The following is a 20,235-nucleotide window of genomic DNA, read 5'->3' on the forward strand; positions in this document are numbered from 1 at the left end:
CTCACCGCCCTGAGCGCGCCACCACGAAGACGCGCCGGAACGGGAACGCCGTGCCGTACGGCTCGCGGGGGTAGGCCTCGGCCAGCTCCCGCGCGCAGTCGGCCAGGAAAGCCTCGCGCCTGTCGCCGGGTCCCAGGCGGTCGAGCATCGGCCGCAGGGCCGTGCCCATGATCCAGTTGAGCACGGCGTTCTCGCCCTGGAGCAGGTGGACGTAGGTGGTCTCCCAGGCGTCGACCTCGCAGCCGGCCCCGGCGAGCAGCGCGAGATAGCCCTCGGGGCCGTCCACGGGGTCGTACCGCACCAGGTCGCCCAGCTCGCCTTCCCAGGCGGGTGTGCGGCAGATCCGCCTGACGATCGCGTGACTCGGGGCGTCGAAGTTGCCCGGCACCTGGAAGGCCAGCCAGCCTCCGGGGGTGAGATGCCCGGCCCAGCGCGGAAGCAGCTCGCGGTGCTCGGGCACCCACTGCAGGAGGGCGTTCGAGACGATCACGTCGACCGGGCGCTCGGGACGCCAGGACCGCACGTCGCCCACGCTGAAGGCAGGGCCTTCGGGCGCCTTGGCGATCATCGCGGGCGAGGAGTCGACACCGTGGACGGAGGCTCCCGGCCAGCGGCGGGCGAGCTCGGCGGTCAGCTCGCCCGTCCCGCAGCCGAGGTCGACGACCAGGCCGGGATTCTCGGCGCGGACCCGGCCGACCAGCTCGAAGAACGGGCGGGCACGCTCGTCGGCGTACCGGCCGTAAACCGTGGGGTCCCAAATATCTCTTGACATCAAGATAAGTCTTATAAGGAGAGATGTCTCGATGTCAAGAGAGATAGACTCGGCCGCATGACGACGCGCCGAAGCAACGGGGCCGCCGAAGACGCCGAAGACGCTCTGCGGGACGAGGTGGATCAGCTCGTCATGTCGTGGCGGCAGGAGCGTCCCGACCTCGACGTGTCGCCCCTCCAGGTGCTGAGCCGGGTGTCCAGGCTCGCGCGGCACCTCGACCGCGCCCGCCGGGCGTCCTTCGCCGAGCACGGCCTGGAGCCCTGGGAGTTCGACGTGCTCACCACGCTGCGCCGCTCAGGCGAGCCGTACGAGCTGAGCCCCGGGGCCCTGCTGCGCGCCACCCTGGTCACCTCGGGCACGATGACCAACCGCATCGACCGGCTCGCCGCCGCCCGCCTGGTGCGCAGGCGTCCCGACCCGGAGGACCGGCGCGGCGTGCTGGTGTCGCTGACCGACCTCGGCCGCGAGCGGGTCGACCAGGCCTTCGCCGACCTGCTGCGGCGCGAGCGCGACCTGCTCGCCGGCATCGACCCGGGCGACCAGCGCACTCTGGCCTCGCTGCTCCGCACCATCCTGGTGCCGTTCGACTCCCCCGAGAACGGCGCCTGACCCCCTCGCGGGGTTACTCGCCGAGCCTCTCGGCGAGCTCCATCCATTCGAGCTCGATGGACTCCTTCTGCGCCTTCAGGTCCTTCAGCTCGGCGTCCAGGGAGGCGAGCCTGCCGTAGTCGGAGGCCGCGTCTGCCATGGCCGCGTGCAGCGTGGCCTCACGCCCGCTGATCTTGTCGAGCTGGCGTTCGAGCCTGGACAGCTCCTTCTGCGACTCGCGCAGCTCCTTGGCGGACGGCCCCGAGGGCGCGGCCTCGCGGGCCTCGGCCGCGGCAGGCGCACTCGGGGAGCCGGCACGCGCGGTGAGTGCCGCGCCCGCCGACCGGCGCTGGAGATACTCGTCGACGCCTCCGGGCAGGAGCGACAGGCTGCCGTCGCCCAGCAGGGCCACGCAGCGGTCGGTCACCCGCTCAAGGAAGTAGCGGTCGTGGCTGACGAGGATCAGCGTGCCCGGCCAGGCGTCGAGCAGGTCTTCCAGCTCGTTCAGGGTCTCGATGTCGAGATCGTTGGTGGGCTCGTCGAGCAGCAGGACATTGGGGTCGTCCATGAGCAGGCGCAGGAGCTGGAGACGCCGCCGCTCGCCGCCCGACAGGTCGCCGATGACCTTCCACTGGGCGTCGCCGCGGAAGCCGAGCCGCTCCAGGAGCTGCGAGGCGGTCCATTCGCGCTTGCCGACCTGGATGAACTTGCGGATCTCCTCGACGGTCTCCAGCACGCGCCGGCCGGGGTCGAGCTCGGCGAGCTCCTGCGACAGGTGGGCCAGCCGCACCGTCTTGCCCCTGACGACCTTGCCGGAGTCGGGCTTCACCGAGTCGGCGAGCAGCCGCAGCACCGACGACTTGCCCGAGCCGTTGACTCCGATCAGCCCGACGCGGTCGCCGGGGCCGAACTGCCAGGTGCACCGGTCGAGCACGAGCGGTCCCTGGCCGGGGCCACCGGCGTGCAGGGTGACGTCGCCGAGGTCGTAGACGGTCTTGCCGAGCCGCGCGGAGGCGAACTTCACCAGCTCGACGGTGTTGCGCGCGGGGGGCTCGTCGGCGATCAGCGCCTGGGCCGCCTCGATGCGGAACTTGGGCTTGGACGTGCGCGCGGGCGGGCCCCTGCGCAGCCAGGCGATCTCCTTGCGCATGAGGTTCTGACGGCGCTCCTCGGTCGCCTGGGCGACGCGCGCCCGCTCGGCCTTCGCCAGGACGTACGCGGCGTAACCGCCCTCGTAGCGCTGGACGGAGCCGTCGACGACCTCCCAGGTGCGCGTGGACACCGCGTCCAGGAACCACCGGTCGTGGGTGACGACGAGCAGGGCGGACCTGCGTGCCGACAGATGGCCCGCCAGCCACGCGATGGCCTCGATGTCGAGGTGGTTGGTGGGCTCGTCGAGGATCACCAGGTCGTGCTCGTCGATCAGGAGCCGCGCGAGGGCCGTGCGCCGCCGCTCGCCGCCGGACAGCTCGCCCACTTTGGCAGCCAGCTCGATGTCGCCGAGGAGGTTGGCCAGGATCTCTCTGACCGCCTGGTCGCCGGCCCACTCGTGCTCGGCGCGGTCGCCGAGCACGACCTCGCGCACGGTGAGCGCGGGGTCGAGGTCGTCGCGCTGGGAGAGGAAGCCGATGCGCAGGCCGCGGGTGTGCGTCACCCGGCCGCCGTGGGGCTTCAGCGTGCCGGCGATCACGGAGATGAGGGTGGTCTTGCCGTCGCCGTTGCGCCCGACGGCGCCGATGCGGTCGCCCGCCTCGATGCCGAGGGAGACGTCACCGAGCAGCGGCTTCGGCCCGTAGGCATGGGAGACCGATTCGAGGTTTACCAGATTCATCGCACCCAAAGCCTATCGGCAGCCCATGCGCGCCGTGCCACGCCGAGGTCAGGGCAGGGGACTCACGATCGTGGCTCCGGGCACCGGTCCGTGGGCCGTGACGGCCGAGCGGCAGACCCCCGCGGCCGAGAGGGCCATCGCCAGAGCGGCCGCATGGGTCTCGGACTCGGCGAGGAAGGCGCAGGTGGGGCCGGATCCGGAGACCAGAGCTCCCAGGGCGCCGTGCTCCCGGCCCGCTTCGAGGGTGCGCGCCAGCGGGCGGCAGAGCATCAGCGCGGCGGGCTGCAGGTCGTTGGAGAGCGCCTTGCCGAGCGTCTCGGCGTCTCCCGCGCTCAGGGCGTCCATCAGGGCCTCGTCGGCCCGGGGCCAGCCGACCTGCTCCCCCGTGGCCGCGCGCAGCCGATCGCACTCGGCGTAGACGCGGGCGGTCGACAGACCGCCCTCCGCGAGCGCGAAGACCCAGTGGAAGCCGCCTGCGACCGGGGCAGGCACCAGCATCTCGCCCCGGCCGGTGCCCACGGCCGTGCCTCCGAGCAGGGCGAACGGCACGTCGCTCCCGAGCCCGGCGGCGATCTCCATGAGCTCCTCCCGGGGAAGGCCGAGCCCCCAAAGCTCGTCGCAGGCCACCAGCGCGGCGGCGGCGTCGGCGCTGCCCCCGGCCATGCCGCCCGCGACGGGGATCGCCTTGCGGATCAGCAGGCGGGCGCTCAACGGACGTCCCGCGCGCTCTGCGAGGGCGAAGGCCGCCCTCACCGCGAGGTTCTCCGCGTCGACGGGCACCTGGCCGGCGGAGTCGCCCTCGACGCCCACCATGACCGTGACCTGCTCGGAGACGACGCCCCCGACCAGGTCACCGGGGAGCACCGACATGTCGTCCGAGGCCGTGACCTCGTCGAACAGGGAGACGGCGTGGAAGACGTTCACCAGGTCGTGGTAGCCGTCGTCGCGCGGCGGGCCCACGGAGAGCTGGAGATTGACCTTGGCGGGCACGCGGACGGTCACGGAAGTCACGGAAGTCGATGGTAGTGCTCCACCCCGCCCGACCAGGTGAACGCCCGGCCGGTGTCCCTGATGAACGACATGTCCCCAATGCCGGGCAACGCTCGGACAAGGCAGATCGAATGTCTGTACGGTGACCGTTCGGGGGCTTCGGGGTGACGGTGAAGGAGAGCATCCATCGACGGCCAGAACATCGCCTCCCCTCTGGGAAAGGGCGATCCCGCCGAGATCGGGCCGTACACGCTGACCGGACGGCTCGGCGAGGGCGGCATGGGCACGGTCTATCTCGGCACGTCCGCCACGGGGCAGCAGGTGGCGGTCAAGGTCGTGAAGCGGCAGTTCACCGAGGACGCCGGGTTCACGGCACGCTTCCACTCGGAGGTCGCGAGCGCGCGCAAGGTCGCGTCGTTCTGCACGGCCAGGGTCCTCGACGACGGCGTGGCCGAGGACGGGCGCCCGTACATGGCCACCGACTACATCGCGGGCACCCCGCTGTCCACGCAGATCGCGCAGTACGGCCCGCTGGAGGAGTCCCCGCTGGTCGGCGTGGCCTTCGGCGTCTGCGCCGCGCTCGCCGCCATCCACGCGGCGGGGCTGGTCCACCGTGACCTCAAGCCCGGCAACGTGATCCTCTCGACGACCGGGCCGCGGGTCATCGACTTCGGCATCGCCCGCGCTCTGGACGGCCTGACGGGCCCGACCCTGACCGGCGAGGTCGTCGGCACGCCCGGATGGTGGGCGCCCGAGCAGATCGAAGGGCGTCCGGTCACCCCGGCGACGGACGTCTACGCCTGGGCGTGCCTGGTCGCCTACGCCGGCAGCGGCCGTCACCCCTTCGGCGCGGGCGACCCCATGACGGTGGCCTACCGCACCCTGCACGAGGAGCCCGACCTGCGCGGCCTCCCCGAGCCGCTCGACCGCCTGGTCCCGCGCGCCCTGGACCGCGACCCCGCCGCCCGCCCGACGGCGCAGGAACTCCTGCTCGCCCTCATCGGCGGCGGCACCGCCTCCGACGGCCCCTCGACGCGCGTCATGGAAGCGATGTGGGAGCCCCCGGACAACCTGCGCGCCCGTACGGAGGCCCCCGCCGGCCGGCCGCGCGGGCGACAGAGGGCCTGGGCGCTCGTCGCACTGGCCGCCGTGCTCGCCGTGTCCGCCGCCGCGGTGGTGGCCCGCTGGGACCGTACGGCCACGGGCACCACGACCTGGACGGGAGAGGCGGACACCCCCGTGCGGGCGAACGACGTCGGGCGGCGGATCCTCGTCGGCGACCAGGGCCTGCAGATCGTCCTGCACGAACCCCCCGACTGCGGCGGCCCGCTCGACGCGCACGGTGAGCCGACCGCGGGCCCGTGGTCGTGCCGCGCCTCCTGGTTCGTCCTCAACATGGGCGGGACGCCGATCAAGCTCGCCGGCTTCCTCGAACTCGTCGACGACCGGGCCCAACGGCACAAGGTCTCCCGCGTCATCCGCGCCGACGACCACTTCCCCTCGGGCCCCGGAGCCGCGCCCGGCACCGGGGCCGTCGACATCCAGCCCGGGCAGGTGCTCGCCTTCGGCGGGGAGTACGCCCTCCCCGAGGGGCGGCGCGCCGTCGCGCTCGCGGGACAGGTCATCAGCGGCGGCGAGAGCATCGAGGTGCGGGTGTGAGACGGCTCCTGCTGGTGCTGGCCCTGCTGCTCGGCGGAGCCGTCCCCGCGTACGGCGCCCCGGACGGCTGCGCGAACGCCGGCGCGGCGGACTTCGACGGCGACGGCTTCGACGACGTGGTCGTCGGCGACCCGCTCGGCGACCCTCCGGGCACCTGGACGGGCGGGGGTCACCTGTTCTTCCTGCGCGGCACCCGTGAGGGGTTCCCGAGCGTGCGGGGCACGCCCTTCTACGGCGGCGACGGCCTGAGCGGCTGGGTCGCCCGTGCGGGCCACATCGACGGCGACCGCTGCCTGGACCTGGTGGTCGCGAGCCCCTACTGGACGGGCTCGGCCGCGGACGGCTCCGGCGGCGGCGCCACCTCGGTTCCCGGGGCGGGCAACGTCCACGTCTACTGGGGCGGTGCCGACTTCGGCCGTACGAACGCGGGCCGCGTCGAGCTGCGGGCGCCCGAGCAGCGCAACGGCGCGCACTTCGGCTGGTCGCTCGCCGTGTCCGACGGCACCCTCGCCGTGGGCGCGCCCTACGAGGACGCGGACGGCATCCCCGACTCCGGCGCGGTCTACCTCTACCGCTTCGGCGGCGCCGACGGCCGCACCCCGGAGGCGCCCCGCCGCATCACCCAGGAGTCGCCCGGAGTCCCCGGCAACGGCGAGGCCGGCGACCTGTTCGGATGGTCGGTCGCCCTCGGCGCGCTCGGCGGCGGCCCCGCCCCGGACCTCGCCGTCGGAGCCCCGTACGAGGACACCGACAGCGGGTCCACGGCCATGATCGACGCGGGAGCGGTGACGGTCCTGTACGACCCCGGGACCGGGACCGGCTACCGCGGCAAGGGATGGGACCTGTCCCAGCTCACCGAGCAGGTGCCGGCCGACGGGGGCGACCTGTTCGGGTACTCCCTCGCCTACGGGGAGAAGAGCGGCGTGGGGTTCCTCGCGGCCGGCGCTCCCCACGCCGATCCGCTCGCCACGCGGGACGCCGGGATCGTCCAGCTCATCCGTCAGGGCCGTCCCGGACAGGACCCGCAGCCCGCCGGAACCCTGTGGCAGGGGGCCGGAGGGGTCGCGGACGTCTCCGAGCCGCACGACGCGTTCGGCTTCTCGCTGGCCTTCTCCGGAGAGGACCTCGTGGTGGGGGTCCCGTTCGACGGCGACGGCACGCACCCCGAGACCGGCGCGGTCCACGTCATCCCCATGGACCTCTCTGGCGTGAGCGGCCAGGGCCTGCCCAGGCGGCCAGGACGCCTGATCAGGGCGAGCACGCCACAGACCTACGACCATCTCGGCTGGGCGGTCAGCGGCGCGGGCGGCGGCTGGCTGGTCGTCGGCGTGCCCGACCGCGAGCGGATCGGCGCGGTCGCGCTCGTACCGCCGGGAAGCGGCGACGCCCGGATGCTGCGGCCAGGCGACGGGAGGATCGCCCCGTTCCAGGGCCGTGCCCAGGGGGTCGACTTCGGCGCCGCGGTCGCCGGGTAGGGGCTTCCCGGGGAAGGTCAGGGGCGGTTCTCGGCGATCCTGGCGAAGTCCTCGACGCGGAGCTGCTCCCCGCGCTCCGACGGGTCGACACCCGCCGCCCTGAGCGCCGCCTCCGCCGCGGCGGCCGTGCCCGCCCACGAGGCCAGCGCGGCCCTGAGGGTCTTGCGGCGCTGGGCGAACGCCGCGTCGACCACCGCGAAGACCTCCTCGCGGGATGCGGTGGTCTCCGGCGGCTCCCTGCGCGACATCGCCACGAGCCCGGAGTCGACGTTGGGCGCCGGCCAGAAGACGGTGCGGCCGACCGGCCCGGCACGGCGCACGTCGGCGTACCAGGCCGCCTTGACGGACGGCACGCCGTACACCTTGGAGCCGGGGCCCGCCGCCATGCGGTCGGCCACCTCGGACTGGACCATCACCAGCCCTCTGCGCAGCGAGGGGAGCACCTCCAGCAGGTGGAGCACCACGGGCACCGCCACGTTGTACGGCAGGTTGGCCACCAGGGCCGTCGGCTCGGGGCCGAGCTGCTCCGGCCGCACGCGCATCGCGTCGGCCTGGACGACCGTGAGCCGGTCGGCCAGCGTCGGGGCGCGGTCGGCGACCGTCAGCGGGAGCTGGGCGGCGAGGACGGGGTCGATCTCGACGGCGACGACCTGACGGACCTCGGGGAGGAGGGCGAGGGTCAGGGACCCGAGCCCCGGCCCGACCTCGATCACCACGTCGTCGGACGACACCTCGGCCACCCGGACGATGCGCCGCACCGTACCGCCGTCGATGACGAAGTTCTGCCCGAGCCGCTTGGTCGGACGAAGATCGAGCTTGTCCGCCAAATTACGTACTTCGACCGGACCGAGCAGGTTAACAATTGAGCTCGCCATCCACCCAGTGTCCCGCACCGAATGGTCTCCAGTGGAAGGCGACAAATCGCCGCAAGCGCTCTACTGGCCGTAACCGATCTTCAAGCGGGAGGAAAGTGGGCATGGGTAGTTTGGCCGCGCCCGGAAGCGAGGAGGCGTCGTCAGTGGACCGTGCCGGTACGGAACCGTTACAACCGTACGATCCACCCCGGATCGGGCCGTACCGTTTACTCGGCCGGCTCGGCCAGGGCGGCATGGGCACGGTGTACCTCGCCGAGGCCCCCACCGGAAGGCCGGTCGCCGTCAAGGTGGTCAAGGCGGAGTTCACGGTCGACGAGGGCTTCGCCGTGCGGTTCCACTCAGAGGTGGCCAACGCCCGCCGGGTCGCGTCGTTCTGCACGGCGCAGGTGCTCGACAACGGCAATGCCGTCGACGGCCGGCCGTACATGGTCACCGAGTACATCGCCGGGACCCCGCTGTCGGCGCAGATCTCCCGCTACGGCGCGCTGGAGGCCGGGACGCTGCACGGTGTCGCGCTGGGCGTGGCCGCGGCGCTGGCGGCCATCCACGTCGCGGGCCTGGTGCACCGCGACCTCAAGCCCGCCAACGTCATCCTCTCGATGTCGGGCCCCCGCGTGATCGACTTCGGCATCGCCCGCGCCCTGGACGCGACCCAGGGGGTCACGAAGTCCGGCGAGCTGCTGGGCAGTCCTGGCTGGTGGGCCCCCGAGCAGGTGCGCGGCGAGGAGATCTCCCCCGCCGCCGACGTCTTCGCCTGGGGGTGCCTGGTCGCCTACGCCGGCAACGGGCGGCATCCGTACGGGCGCGGCGACATGCTGACCCTCGCGTCCCGCGTGCTGACCGGCAGGCCCGACCTCGGCACCCTGCCCGCGCCGCTCGACCGGCTGGTGCGGCTGGCCACCGATCCCGATCCCTTACGCAGGCCCTCCGCCCAGGACCTGCTGATCGCGCTGGTGGGCGGCGACATCGCGCGGCCCGGGCCCGCGCCGTCGCCCGCCTCGGCCGACCCACCGACGCTCGTGGCGACCGAGCTGCTCAGCGAGTCGTGGGAGCCGCCCGCGAACGTCGCCGCCGCCGTCACGGCCTCGGCCAGCGGCTCAGACGGTGGCTCCGGCGGTGGTCCCGGCAGCGCTTTCGGCGCAGGCTTCGAAGGTGCCACCGACGACGGCGCGGACACCGACGACACCCAGCCGGGCCTGTCGCTTCCAGGGCTCGCCTACCACCTGAGGGCCGCTTCCCAGGCGGAGGCCCCTGGGGCCCCCTCGGGACCCGAGGCCGACCCCGCCGAAGCGGCCGACCCCGGCGCGGCCTCGCCCCCAGAAGGTGTCTCCCCTGCCGAACCTCCCTCCGGCACCCCCGCCTCCCCGCTTCCCGCGACCCTCGTCCCCGCCACCTCGGTCCTCGAAGACCCACCCGTCCCGGCCGACGACACCCGTCCGCAGACCGGGACGACCGCCGCCACGATGCCCGGCCTCACGCAGGAACAGCAGTCGCGGGGAGGGTCCCGCAAGTGGCTGCTGCCGGTGCTCACCGTGCTCGCGGGGCTCCTCGTCACGGGCGGGGTGCTGGCGATGGTGGTCCACGGCCGATCACAGGTCCGCGCGACCGGCGTGTCCGCCGCCACCCCCGCCGCGCCCGAGACCGACGTGGGCAGGCGCTTCACAACGGGTTCCTTCATCGAGGACGCGCAGTTCGTCGTCCCGAGGCCCGCCAGGTGCGGGCTGACCACGTACGAGGGCGCCACGCCGTCACGGGGCCGCTTCTGCGTGATCGCGTGGACCCTGATGAACCCCGGCGGCACCTCCGCCACGCCGCCTGCCGAACCACCGGTTCTGGTGGACGACCGGGGCGGCGAGCACGAGTTGGACCAGTCCTCCACGGCCATGCCCGAAACCCTCCATCCCGGCGACAAGATCGACGGGGTGTTCGTCTACGACGTGCCCCCGGCACGTGACGCGGCCGTGCTCAAGCTGCGGATCTCCGACACGCGAACGATCGAGGTACGGCTGTGACGTGGCGCTCGCTTCTCGTCTCCCCGCTGGTCGCCGGGCTCCTGGCGGCATCCCTGACCGGGGCGGCCCCCTCGCGCGCCGACGCCGCGGCCGACTGCTCCAAGGCCGGCGCCGCCGACTTCGACGGTGACGGCCGCGACGACGTGGCCGTGGGCGATCCACTGGCGGACGCCGCCGGCGTGCCGGGGGCCGGGGCCGTCCACATCCTGCCCGCCGACGGGAGCGGCGGCGGCTTCGTGGTCACCGCGCCCGACGCGGGCCCCGGGTACGCCTTCGGCTGGACGGTCCGCACGACCCACGTCGACGGCGACGGATGCCTGGACGTCATCGTGGGCGCCCCCTACGCGGACGCCGACGGGACGGCCGGCGCGGGAGCCGTGTACGTGATCCACGGCGGAGCCAAGGGCGGCCAGGTGCCTCCCGAGGCCATCGAGAAGCTCTCGCCCCCGCAGCCTGAGGTGAACGCACACTTCGGCTGGGCCATCGCGGCCGCCGGGCCGAAGGACGGCCCGGGAGGCGTGATCGCGGTCGGAGCGCCGTACGAGGACGCCGACAGCACCGCCGACGCGGGCGCGGTCTACGTGTACCCCGCCCAGGCGGACCTCGGGCCCCGCACGCCCAAGCGCGTCACCCAGGAGAGCGAGGGCGTCGTGGGCAACAGCGAGGAAGGCGACATGTTCGGCTGGTCGCTGGTGTTCGGCCACCTGGGCGGGCAGGCCGGCTCCGCCGACCTCGCGATCGGCACGCCGTACGAGAACGACGACGGGGCGGGCAAGCAGGGCGCGGACTCCGGCAAGGCGGACACCGGAGCGGTGGAGGTCATCTTCGACGTCGCCGAGGCGGGTGACGCCTACACCAGTGTGAAGTGGGGCATCCCGGAGTCGGTCAAGGACGTCAAGGAGCACCCGGGAGACCGGTACGGTTACGCCCTGGCCTACGCCGAGTTCGGCGGCACGGCCTACCTCGCGGCGAGCGCGCCCCTCGCGGACGCGGGAGGAGTGGCGGACTCCGGGCTGGTGCAGACCTTCCAGACCGACCAGGCCGGGAACCTGCGACCGGCGGAGACCATCAGGCTCGGCGCCAAGGGCCTCGCCGACCGGCCCGCCGAGCCGAAGGCCGCCCTCGGCTGGTCGCTCGCCATGGTCGCGACGCCCAAGGCCCTCTACCTGGCCATCGGCAGCCCGTTCGACTCCCGTGGCGGGACGGAGGCGGGCGCGATCACGCGGGTGCTCCTGAGCGGCGACGGGGGCGCTCCACCGGTCCGGCTGGACAAACCGCACGCCCACGACCATTTCGGCTGGTCCGTCGCCTCCTTCGGCGCCACCGGCCCGTTCGCCGCCGGTACGGGCCTGCTGGCCGGGGTGCCGGACGAGCACTCGGCTCCCGGCGGCGCCGTCGCGGTGATACGGGAAGGCGGCCCCACCCGGCTGCTGGTGCCCGGACGCGGCGGGGTGCCGGCGGTGCCAGAAGGCTCGCCCGCCGACTTCGGCGCCTCCGTCAGCGGCTGACCCCCTGGGCCGGTCGGCCTCCTGGGCCGGTCGGCCTCCTAGGCCGTGGTCGGCACGTCAGCGGATGAACAGGCGGGCGCCGCAGCCGGGCCACTGGCCGCGCCACCGGCCCGCGACCCGCTGGTAGAGCAACTGCGCCCGGTAGGTCTGCTCGGGCGCCGACCAGTCGAGCGGTGTCCTGCTGCCGCCCACGGCCTGCCACATGGGAAGGCTGAGCTGGTACATGCCGTAGTACGGCCCGCTGGGGTTGAACGACTTGGGGTTGGCGAACGTCTCGCACCGTGCCAGCGCCGCCCAGTTGAGCGAGGCGACGTACGGGCTGACCGGCACCGTGTGCACCGGGAGCGGAGGCGCGGCGGGGATGATGCGGATCACCTCGCTGTCCTCGGGGAAGGTGCTCATCGACGGGCGCACCCGGTCGCCCTTGGCCAGGGTGATCTTCTGCTGGGCGAGCACGGCCCGCACCGTGCGGTCGGTGGTCACCGCGTCCAGCCGTACCCCGCCCCTGACGACGGTCACCCGGCGCTGGGTCCGGACGTCAAGCGCGAAGCCCGACACCGGGATCTGCCGCATCCGGGACGCCGACAGGGTGGCCCGGCGGCCGCTGAGGTTGAACTGCTGGAGGACCTCGCCGACGTTGAGCGCGGTGACCGTGTGGGTGGTCTTCCTGCCGTCCACGGTGAGCACCAGCGGCCTGGCGTGCCGCACGACGATCGAGGTGCCGTCGCGCACCTCGGCGGACCCGGAGGGAAACACCTTGTCCTGTGGGCCGACCTCGACCTTCGCGTCGGCGAGCACGTCGCGCACGGTGCCGCCGAAGCTGCGTACCGTCGTCTCGCCGCCGTCGACGGACAGACGCACCTCCTTGGCCAGGACGACCCCGGTGAGCAGGCCGAACGAGACGCCCGCCCCGACGGCGCAGACCACGAGGGCCAAGGGGGAACGGATGCCGGACACGAGGCCTGAGCGGAGCCGGGAGGGGCGGCGCGGGGCGCGGCGCGACCCGGCACGCCGGGCGGCGGCTGTCGGGGCCGGTGATGAATCCACTGCGCGTCCTTCGGGGTAGACCGGCTGCCGACGCTAGCGCCGCCCCGCGCACACCTCAACCGGATCACCGAAAACAGTGGGTCACATGACGGTCACTTGGCGTTACCGGCCTTCGCCACCCGGCGGTGGGCAAGGCTATGACGACGACGGGCGCCGCCGTTTACCAGGCGCCGAAGACGCGCTCGCCGTTGGCGCTGACCGCGCGGGCCAGGTCGTCGACGTCCATGTCCTTGACCTGGGCGAGGCAGCGCATCGTGAGCGGGATCAGGTAGGGCGCGTTGGGCTTGCCCCGGTGGGGGGTGGGCGGCAGGTACGGAGCGTCGGTCTCGACGAGGATCAGCTCCTGCGGCGCCACCCGGGCGGCCTCGCGGAGGTAGGCGGCGTTCTTGTACGTGACCGGCCCGGAGAAGGACATGAAATATCCGGCGTCGACGCACTTGCGGGCCATGCCGGCGTCGCCGGAGAAGCTGTGGAACACCACCACCTCGGGCGCCCCCTCCTCGGCGAGGACGCGCAGCACGTCGTCGTGGGCCTCGCGGTCGTGGATCACCAGCGCCTTGCCCGTGCGCTTCGCGATCTCGATGTGCGCGCGGAACGAGGCGTCCTGGTCGGCGCGGGACGCCCAGTCGCGGTAGTAGTCGAGGCCGGTCTCGCCCACGGCCCGCACGTGCGGCTCGCGGGCGAGCTTCTCGATCTCGGCGAGCGTCTCGGGCGTGGCCGCGTGCGCCTCGTTGGGGTGGATCGCCACCCCCGCGTAGACGCCCTCGTGGTCGCGCGCGGCCTCGGCGTTCCAGCGGGAGGACCGCAGGTCGTACCCGATGGTCACCAGCCGGGTGACGCCCACCGCCCGCGCCTCGGCGAGGATGCGCCCGACGCTGCCCTCGGCCGCCTGGGCGGCCAGCGCCACCGGATCACCCGACGACGCCTTGCGGTCGCCGACCATGATGTCCAGGTGGCAGTGGCTGTCGAACACCTCGGCGCCCAGGGGCGGCGGGGCGGGAACGGTGGTCACTCGCGACTCCCCATCGTGCCGACCGGCCGGCGTGAACGGCCCACCCGGCTCACTCGACTCACTGCGCTCACTCGGCTCACTGCGCTCACTCGGCGAGGCGGGCGAGCTCCTCGTCGACCACCTTGGTGTCGAGCTTGCGGAACAGCGGCGTCGGCGGGGCCAGCGGGACGCCCGGCCGGATCGGCCTGGACTCCCACACCGCCGCGCCGTCGTACTGGCCGGTGATGACGCGGTAGGGGGTGCCGCCCTCGTCCACCTCGCGGATCTCGGGCATCCCCGACCAGACGCCCTCGCCGCCGAGCATGGAGTAGATCTTGTTCGAGGAGCTCGGCAGGAAGGGGGTGAGCAGGGTCTTGGCGTCGTCGACGATCTGGAGCGCGACGTGCAGGATGGACTTCACCCGGTCGGGGTCGTCCTTGATCTTCCACGGCTCCTGCTCGGCGAGGTAGCGGTTGGCATCGCGCACGACGTCGAACGACTCGGTGATGGCGTTCTTGAACCGCGACCTGCCCAGCTCGGCGCCGACGGCCGGGAACGCGGCCCGGCTCCGCGCGAGCAGCGCCCGGTCGGCGTCGGTCAGCTCGCCCGCCTCGGGCACCACGCCGAAGTTCTTGGCCGCCATCGAGATCGACCGGTTGACGAGGTTGCCCCAGGCCGCGACGAGCTCGCCGTTGTTGCGGTTGACGAACTCCGACCAGGTGAAGTCGGTGTCCTGGTTCTCGGGGCCCGCCACCGAGATGTAGTAGCGCAGGGCGTCGGCGTCGTAGCGCTCCAGGAAGTCGCGGACGTAGATCACGACCTGGCGGCTGGAGGAGAACTTGCGGCCCTCCATCGTCAGGAACTCGCTGGAGACCACCTCGGACGGCAGCGCCAGCTTGCCGAGCGACCCGGCCGTGCCGCCGCGCACCCCCTCGCCGTTGTAGCCGAGCAGCATCGCGGGCCAGATCTCGGCGTGGAAGACGATGTTGTCCTTGCCCATGAAGTAGTAGCCGCGGGCGTCGGGGTTCTGCCACCACTGCCGCCAGGCGTCGGGGTCGCCGGACCTGCGCGCCCACTCGATGGAGGCGCTGAGGTAGCCGATGACCGCGTCGAACCAGACGTACAGCCGCTTGTCGCCGCGGTCGCTCCACCCGTCGAGCGGGATCGGCACGCCCCAGTCGAGGTCGCGGCTGATCGCGCGGGGCTGCATGTCGCCGAGCAGGTTGAGCGCGAACTTCAGGACGTTGGGACGCCACTCGCCCTGCTTCGCGTGCATGTAGCCGGCCAGCGCCTCGGCGAAGGCGGGCAGGTCGAGCATGAAGTGCTCGGTCTCGATGAACTTGGGCGTCTCGCCGTTGACCCGGCTCTTGGGGTTGATCAGCTCGATCGGGTCGAGCTGGTTGCCGCAGTTGTCGCACTGGTCGCCGCGCGCCCCGTCGTACCCGCAGATGGGGCAGGTGCCCTCGATGTAGCGGTCGGGGAGCGTGCGGCCCGTGGACGGGGAGACCGCGCCCATCGTGGTCTTCGGGAAGATGTAGCCGTTGTTGTAGAGACCCTTGAAGATCTCCTGGGTGACGGCGTAGTGGTTGCCCGTCGTGGTGCGGGTGAACAGGTCGTACGACAGCCCCAGGGCGGTGAGGTCGTCGGTGATGACCCGGTTGTAGCGGTCGGCGAGCTCGCGGGCGGTCACGCCCTCCTTGTCCGCCTGCACCTGGATGGGCGTGCCGTGCTCGTCGGTCCCGCTGATCATCAGCACCTTGTTGCCCGCCATCCGCTGGTAGCGGCTGAAGACGTCGGACGGCACCCCGAACCCGGAGACGTGCCCGATGTGGCGGGGGCCGTTGGCATAGGGCCAGGCGACGGCGGTCAAAATGTGCTGGGACATGGGACAAGCCTAGACGGCCGGGCATGGCGTCTCGAACAGATTACGAAGGTTGCGCTGATCTTCCAAGCACTCCGGCCGGTCGCCGCCGCGGTCAGGCGGCGGGGGTGGCCTCGCGCTTGACGGCCTCGGCGGCCTCCTCCGCGGCGGAGGCGGCGACGTCGACCGGGGTCTCCTTGGTGCGGCGGATGCCGAGGATGCTGATGAACAGCGCGGCGAAGATGGTCTGGAAGCTCATGATGAGGGCGGTCGCGGACGGCACGACCAGGCGCAGCGACTCTGCCGGGATCAGCTCGCCGAAGTTGCGCACCTGCCAGTGGGCCAGCGACGCGACCATGCCCGCGAGGCCGCCGATCGCGAGCAGGCTGCCCGCCACCAGGCCCTTCTCCAGCGTGACCACGTCGACGAGGCGCTTGATGCGGCGGTCCTCGGGGAGGAAGCCCTCCTCCGCGGCGTACACCTTGGTGAACAGGCCGAACAGCACCGCCTGGAAGCCGATCACGACCATCGCCGACGCGCCCACCAGGGTGTCGACGTCGAAGGCGAGCTTGCCGATGTAGACCGGGCCGAAGGTCAGCGCGGCGCCGGCCACCAGGCCGAGGGCCATCAGCACGGCGCCGGGGATCAGGAACAGCCAGCGGGGGCTGTAGAGCAGGAGGAAGCGCAGGTGGCGCCAGCCGTCCCGCCACGAGCGCAGGTGCGGCGGGCGCGAACGGCCGTCGGGGCTGAGGGTGGTCGGGACCTCGCGCACGTTGAGGCCCTGGAGCGTGGCCTTGACGACCATCTCGCTGGCGAACTCCATGCCGCCGGTCTGCAGGCCGAGCTTGAGGATCGAGTCGCGGCGGAACCCGCGCAGGCCGCAGTGGAAGTCGCGGATCGCGCTGGGGAAGAACAGCCGGCCGATGAACGAGAGCACGGGGTTGCCGAGGTACCTGTGGAGCGGAGGCATGGCGCCCGGCGCGATGCCGCCGCGGAAGCGGTTGCCCATCACCAGGTCGGCGCCCGCGCGCAGCTCCTCGACGAAGGGCAGCAGCGCCGTGAAGTCGTACGAGTCGTCGGCGTCGCCCATGATCACATAGCGGCCGCGCGCGGCGCGGATGCCGCCGATCAGGGCGTTGCCGTACCCCTTCTCGTCAACGTGGACCACGCGGGCTCCCGCGTCGCGGGCGAGTTGCTGGGAGCCGTCGGTGCTGCCGTTGTCAGCGATCACCACCTCGCCCTCGATGCCGTGCTCCGCCATGCAGGCAAGCGCCTTGCGGACACACGTTTCGACGGTCTCCGCCTCGTTCAGGCATGGCATGACCACGGTCAGTTCCACGTCGAAACCCCTCGTTTGCGCCTCGATCATCCGGTGCGTAGTTAGACCATGATGCCCTCTGCCCCCAGATGCTCGGGTCAAGTCCGTGAAAGGGCTGGCATCCTGTAAACCATGGTGACCGTTGCCGAACCGGCGCAGGCCGATGTGCCGACGCCGAGCAAGGGTGCGCGCCTTCTCGGGTTCCTGGGCCGGCGCCGCCTTTTCGTGATCGCCTTCACGCTGGGTTCGCTGCTCCGAGTGGTCGCGATGCTCGGTTACCGGCCGGCGATGTGGTTCAACGACTCCTACGAGTACGTCTCGGTCGCCCTGCACCTCCGCCCGCATCCCATCCGCCCCGACGGTTACTCCTTCTGGCTGCTGATCCTCAAGCCTTTTCACAGCTTCGCGCTGGTGGTCTTTACGCAGCACCTCATGGGTCTTGCGACGGCGGTGCTGATCTATGTGCTTCTCAGACGCAAATTTGGGCTGCCCGACTGGGGCGCGACCCTCGCCGTGGTGCCGGTGCTTTTCGACGCGTACCAGATCCAGCTAGAGCAGATGGTCATGTCGGACACCATGTTCACGCTGCTGATCGTGGCGCTGGTGACGGTGGTCCTGTGGCACAGGAAGATGTCGTGGCGGACCGGCGCGGCCGTCGGCCTGCTGCTGGCGCTCACCGCGCTCACCCGCAGCATCGGCCTGCCCATCCTCGCCGTGGTCGTGGTGTTCCTGCTCATCAAGCGCACCGGCTGGAAGCCGATCACGGCGGTCGTGACGGCCTGCGCGGTGCCGGTCGTGGCGTACATGGGGTGGTTCGCCGCCGCGAACGGCCAGTTCGCGATGACCCAGAGCGACGGGCTCATCCTCTACATGCGCACGGCGAAGTTCGCCGACTGCAAGAAGATCAAGCCCGACCTCCAGCGCGAGCAGGACCTGATCCCGCTGTGCAACAACCCGAGCATCGAGCGCAGCGAGTTCTCCCAGCTCTACCTCTGGTACAGCGGCCTCGGCGAGGTCCTGCACCGCTGGGGCACCGACAAGTTCGACAGGTCGATCAACGACGCGGCGGGGAAGTTCGCCAGGCGCGCGATCCTGGCCCAGCCGGGCGACTACCTCTCGGCGGTCACCGGCGACCTGCTGCGCAGCTTCCGGTGGGACCGTCCGGTCTTCCCCGACGCCAACACCTGGAACCAGTACCAGTTCTCCAACAAGGGGGTCAGCAGGAAGGACCCCGTAAGGCAGACGTCGTCGGTGCCCAAGTGGCCGAGCTACCCGCAGGGGAGCACCACCGACCGCGACGTGGTGGCCTACGAGCAGGGCCGGGCCAGCACCAAGGCCTACTGGCCGTGGGCGACCTTCATGGAGCGCTACCAGCGCATCTTCTACCTGCCCGGCCTCGGTGTGGGCCTCGCCCTGCTGGTGGGCATCGTCGGCGTCGTGGTGCGCTGGCGGCGGCTGGGCGGCCCCGCGCTCCTGCCGCTGGTGGCGTCCGCCGCTCTGGTGGTCGCCCCCGCCGCCACCGCGGAATTCGACTACCGCTACCTGCTGCCCGCGGCCCCTCTGGCGTTCCTCGCCGCCGCCATCGTGCTCCGCCGCGGGGTACGGCCGCGCCGCAGGCCCTCCGCCGTGCCCGCCACCGTGCCCGCCGGGGAGACGGCCGCCTAGATCCAGCTGCGGAAGAGCATGCGCCGGTTCCACTCGTCGTAGGGGATCAGCTCGGCCGACAGCACCGGGTACAGCCAGCCGAAGTTCACCACGCTCAGCAGCATGAACGCCCCCACGACCGCGGCTCCGACGGCCCTGCGCGTGGTCTCGCCCCTGGCGGGCCCGATGAGGAGCCCCGCCACGAGGACCAGCGCGAGGATCATGAACGGCAGCATCGGCGCCATGTAGAACAGGAACATCGTGCGCTTGTCGGCGACGGCGTAGTAGAACCACGGCAGCCATCCCACGGCGTAGGCCAGCAGCACCGCCCCGGCCCGCCAGTCACGGGTGGCCACGTACCAGGCGATCAACGCGATCAGCGCGAGGACCGCGCCGAACCAGATGACCGGGGTGCCCACCCCCAGCACGGCCTCCGAGCACTTCGCCGCGCCGCAGCCCTTGCTGTCGCTGGGGTAGTAGAACGCGACCGGCCGCAGCAGCAGGGGCCACTGCCAGGGCCACGACTGGTAGTCGTGAGGGTCTGACAGGCCGGTGTGGAATCCGAGCACCTGCACCTGGTAGTCCACCCACGACCTCAGCGAGCTGAACACCCAGTAGGCCCAGCCGCTGGAGGTGGCCTGGGCCCAGTTGCGGCCGTACCCGTAAGCGCTGGCGAACCACCCGGTCCAGCTCAGCATGTACCCCACCGCGGGCACCACCGCCATCGCCACCACACTGGTCGGCGCGTCCTGACGCATCACCCCCGCCAACGGCCTGCGCAACCCGATCGCCCGCCGCGCCCCCGCATCCCACACCAGGCTCAACACCCAGAACGCCACCAAGAAGAACACACCGCTCCACTTGGTCGCACACGCCGCCGCCAGGCACAACCCCGCACCGATCCGCCACGGCCGCATCCCCAGCCACGGACCCACCCCACTCAGCCGCGACCCCTCATACCAAACAGCCAGCCGCTCCCGCGAACGATCACGATCGACCACCAGGCACCCGAACCCCGCCAGCACCCAGAACATCAAGAACACGTCCAGCAACGCCGTCCGGCTCAACACGAAATGCAGACCGTCCAACGCCAAAAGCAACCCCGCCATGCACCCCAGCAACGTCGAACGCGTCATCCGCCGCGCCACCCGCGCCAAAACCAGGATCGACAACACCCCGAACACAGCAGCCGCGAACCGCCACCCGAACGGATCAGCCCCGAACAACCACTCACCCACACCGATCATCCACTTCCCCAACGGGGGATGCGCCACGTACAGCGCGCAGGGGTTGAGATCGTCCGGGGTGCAGGTGACCCAGAGGTCCTTGCGGCCGGCCAGGAGCCGGGGGTCGGCGATGGGGTTCTTCGTGGTGCCGAGGAAGGTGCGCTCGACGCCGTACGTGAGCAGCGACAGCGCGTCCTTGGCGTAGTAGGTCTCGTCGAAGACGATGTCCTTGGGCGACCCGAGGCGGTCGAACCGCAGGAAGGCGCCGAAGGCGGTCACCAGAAGCGGCGCCAGCCATCCCCACAGGGGGCTGCCCTGGAAAGGCGGAACCAGCCGGTCACGTACCGTGGGCACCGAGCCCGGCTGCTCAGCCGAGGGGGCGGGCGGTTTCCCAAGAAGCCGCAAAATTCCAGCAAATTTTAGGGGGAAGGCGCGAAC

At 72.0% G+C, this 20,235-nt stretch carries 15 protein-coding genes; 6 read left to right on the forward strand and 9 right to left on the reverse strand.

All coding sequences use genetic code 11. The features are described from left to right. Position 1: 1 nt before the first annotated feature. Positions 2 to 772: a trans-aconitate 2-methyltransferase gene (locus tag ACOZ38_RS41620; RefSeq protein ID WP_405141869.1), complete on the reverse strand. Its 771-nt coding sequence runs from the start codon at positions 770 to 772 to the stop codon at positions 2 to 4. Positions 773 to 829: 57 nt separating this feature from the next. On the opposite strand from ACOZ38_RS41620, the gene ACOZ38_RS41625 reads away from it, so the two are divergent. Beyond that, positions 830 to 1,381 carry a MarR family winged helix-turn-helix transcriptional regulator gene (locus ACOZ38_RS41625; protein ID WP_424536355.1) on the forward strand — a complete coding sequence of 184 codons (552 nt, stop codon included), beginning with the start codon at positions 830 to 832 and terminating at the stop codon, positions 1,379 to 1,381. Between the two features lie 13 nt (positions 1,382 to 1,394). Here ACOZ38_RS41625 and ACOZ38_RS41630 read toward each other — a convergent pair whose 3' ends face one another. Then, positions 1,395 to 3,191, reverse strand: a complete 1,797-nt coding sequence (locus ACOZ38_RS41630; protein WP_424536356.1) for an ABC-F family ATP-binding cassette domain-containing protein — start codon at positions 3,189 to 3,191, stop codon at positions 1,395 to 1,397. A gap of 48 nt (positions 3,192 to 3,239) precedes the next feature. After that, entirely contained in the window at positions 3,240 to 4,202 is a 963-nt protein-coding gene (locus ACOZ38_RS41635; RefSeq protein WP_424536357.1) for a 4-(cytidine 5'-diphospho)-2-C-methyl-D-erythritol kinase, read from the reverse strand. A gap of 231 nt (positions 4,203 to 4,433) precedes the next feature. Between ACOZ38_RS41635 and ACOZ38_RS41640 the strand changes: the two genes are divergently transcribed. Further along, positions 4,434 to 5,840 carry a serine/threonine-protein kinase gene (locus ACOZ38_RS41640; protein WP_424537188.1) on the forward strand — a complete coding sequence of 469 codons (1,407 nt, stop codon included), beginning with the start codon at positions 4,434 to 4,436 and terminating at the stop codon, positions 5,838 to 5,840. Beyond that, positions 5,837 to 7,315, forward strand: coding sequence for a hypothetical protein (locus ACOZ38_RS41645; RefSeq protein ID WP_424536358.1), 1,479 nt, complete (start codon positions 5,837 to 5,839; stop codon positions 7,313 to 7,315). Before ACOZ38_RS41640 ends, ACOZ38_RS41645 begins: the two co-directional genes overlap by 4 nt. A 17-nt stretch (positions 7,316 to 7,332) precedes the next feature. On the opposite strand, the gene rsmA is transcribed toward ACOZ38_RS41645, so the two are convergent. Continuing rightward, positions 7,333 to 8,190 carry a 16S rRNA (adenine(1518)-N(6)/adenine(1519)-N(6))-dimethyltransferase RsmA gene (gene rsmA, locus ACOZ38_RS41650; RefSeq protein WP_405141875.1) on the reverse strand — a complete coding sequence of 286 codons (858 nt, stop codon included), beginning with the start codon at positions 8,188 to 8,190 and terminating at the stop codon, positions 7,333 to 7,335. 101 nt (positions 8,191 to 8,291) lie between these two features. Between rsmA and ACOZ38_RS41655 the strand changes: the two genes are divergently transcribed. After that, complete coding sequence (locus ACOZ38_RS41655; RefSeq protein ID WP_424536359.1) at positions 8,292 to 10,202, forward strand: serine/threonine protein kinase; 1,911 nt, start codon at positions 8,292 to 8,294, stop codon at positions 10,200 to 10,202. Beyond that, positions 10,199 to 11,710 (forward strand): VCBS repeat-containing protein, encoded by a 1,512-nt coding sequence (locus ACOZ38_RS41660; RefSeq protein WP_424536360.1) that lies wholly within the window; start codon positions 10,199 to 10,201, stop codon positions 11,708 to 11,710. The genes ACOZ38_RS41655 and ACOZ38_RS41660 overlap by 4 nt, the downstream gene beginning before the upstream one ends. Positions 11,711 to 11,767: 57 nt before the next feature. On the opposite strand, the gene ACOZ38_RS41665 is transcribed toward ACOZ38_RS41660, so the two are convergent. From ACOZ38_RS41665 to ACOZ38_RS41680, 4 genes are all read right to left on the reverse strand, one after another. Then, positions 11,768 to 12,757 carry a ubiquitin-like domain-containing protein gene (locus ACOZ38_RS41665; RefSeq protein WP_424536361.1) on the reverse strand — a complete coding sequence of 330 codons (990 nt, stop codon included), beginning with the start codon at positions 12,755 to 12,757 and terminating at the stop codon, positions 11,768 to 11,770. Between the two features lie 160 nt (positions 12,758 to 12,917). Beyond that, a complete protein-coding gene (locus ACOZ38_RS41670) occupies positions 12,918 to 13,769 on the reverse strand; it encodes a TatD family hydrolase (protein ID WP_424536362.1) in 852 nt (283 codons plus the stop codon). An 85-nt stretch (positions 13,770 to 13,854) separates the two neighbouring features. After that, positions 13,855 to 15,633 (reverse strand): methionine--tRNA ligase, encoded by a 1,779-nt coding sequence (gene metG, locus ACOZ38_RS41675; RefSeq protein WP_405141880.1) that lies wholly within the window; start codon positions 15,631 to 15,633, stop codon positions 13,855 to 13,857. A gap of 91 nt (positions 15,634 to 15,724) precedes the next feature. Beyond that, on the reverse strand, positions 15,725 to 16,948 hold the full coding sequence (locus ACOZ38_RS41680) for a glycosyltransferase family 2 protein (RefSeq protein ID WP_405141881.1): 1,224 nt from the start codon (positions 16,946 to 16,948) through the stop codon (positions 15,725 to 15,727). 111 nt (positions 16,949 to 17,059) lie between these two features. On the opposite strand from ACOZ38_RS41680, the gene ACOZ38_RS41685 reads away from it, so the two are divergent. Further along, complete coding sequence (locus ACOZ38_RS41685; protein WP_424536363.1) at positions 17,060 to 18,592, forward strand: hypothetical protein; 1,533 nt, start codon at positions 17,060 to 17,062, stop codon at positions 18,590 to 18,592. Here the strand turns inward: ACOZ38_RS41685 and ACOZ38_RS41690 are convergent. After that, complete coding sequence (locus ACOZ38_RS41690) at positions 18,589 to 20,151, reverse strand: dolichyl-phosphate-mannose--protein mannosyltransferase (RefSeq protein ID WP_424536364.1); 1,563 nt, start codon at positions 20,149 to 20,151, stop codon at positions 18,589 to 18,591. The two genes, ACOZ38_RS41685 and ACOZ38_RS41690, sit on opposite strands and share 4 nt — an antisense overlap. Positions 20,152 to 20,235 lie beyond the last annotated feature (84 nt).

The organism is Sphaerisporangium viridialbum (genome assembly GCF_049674955.1).
Taxonomy (GTDB): domain Bacteria; phylum Actinomycetota; class Actinomycetes; order Streptosporangiales; family Streptosporangiaceae; genus Sphaerisporangium; species Sphaerisporangium viridialbum.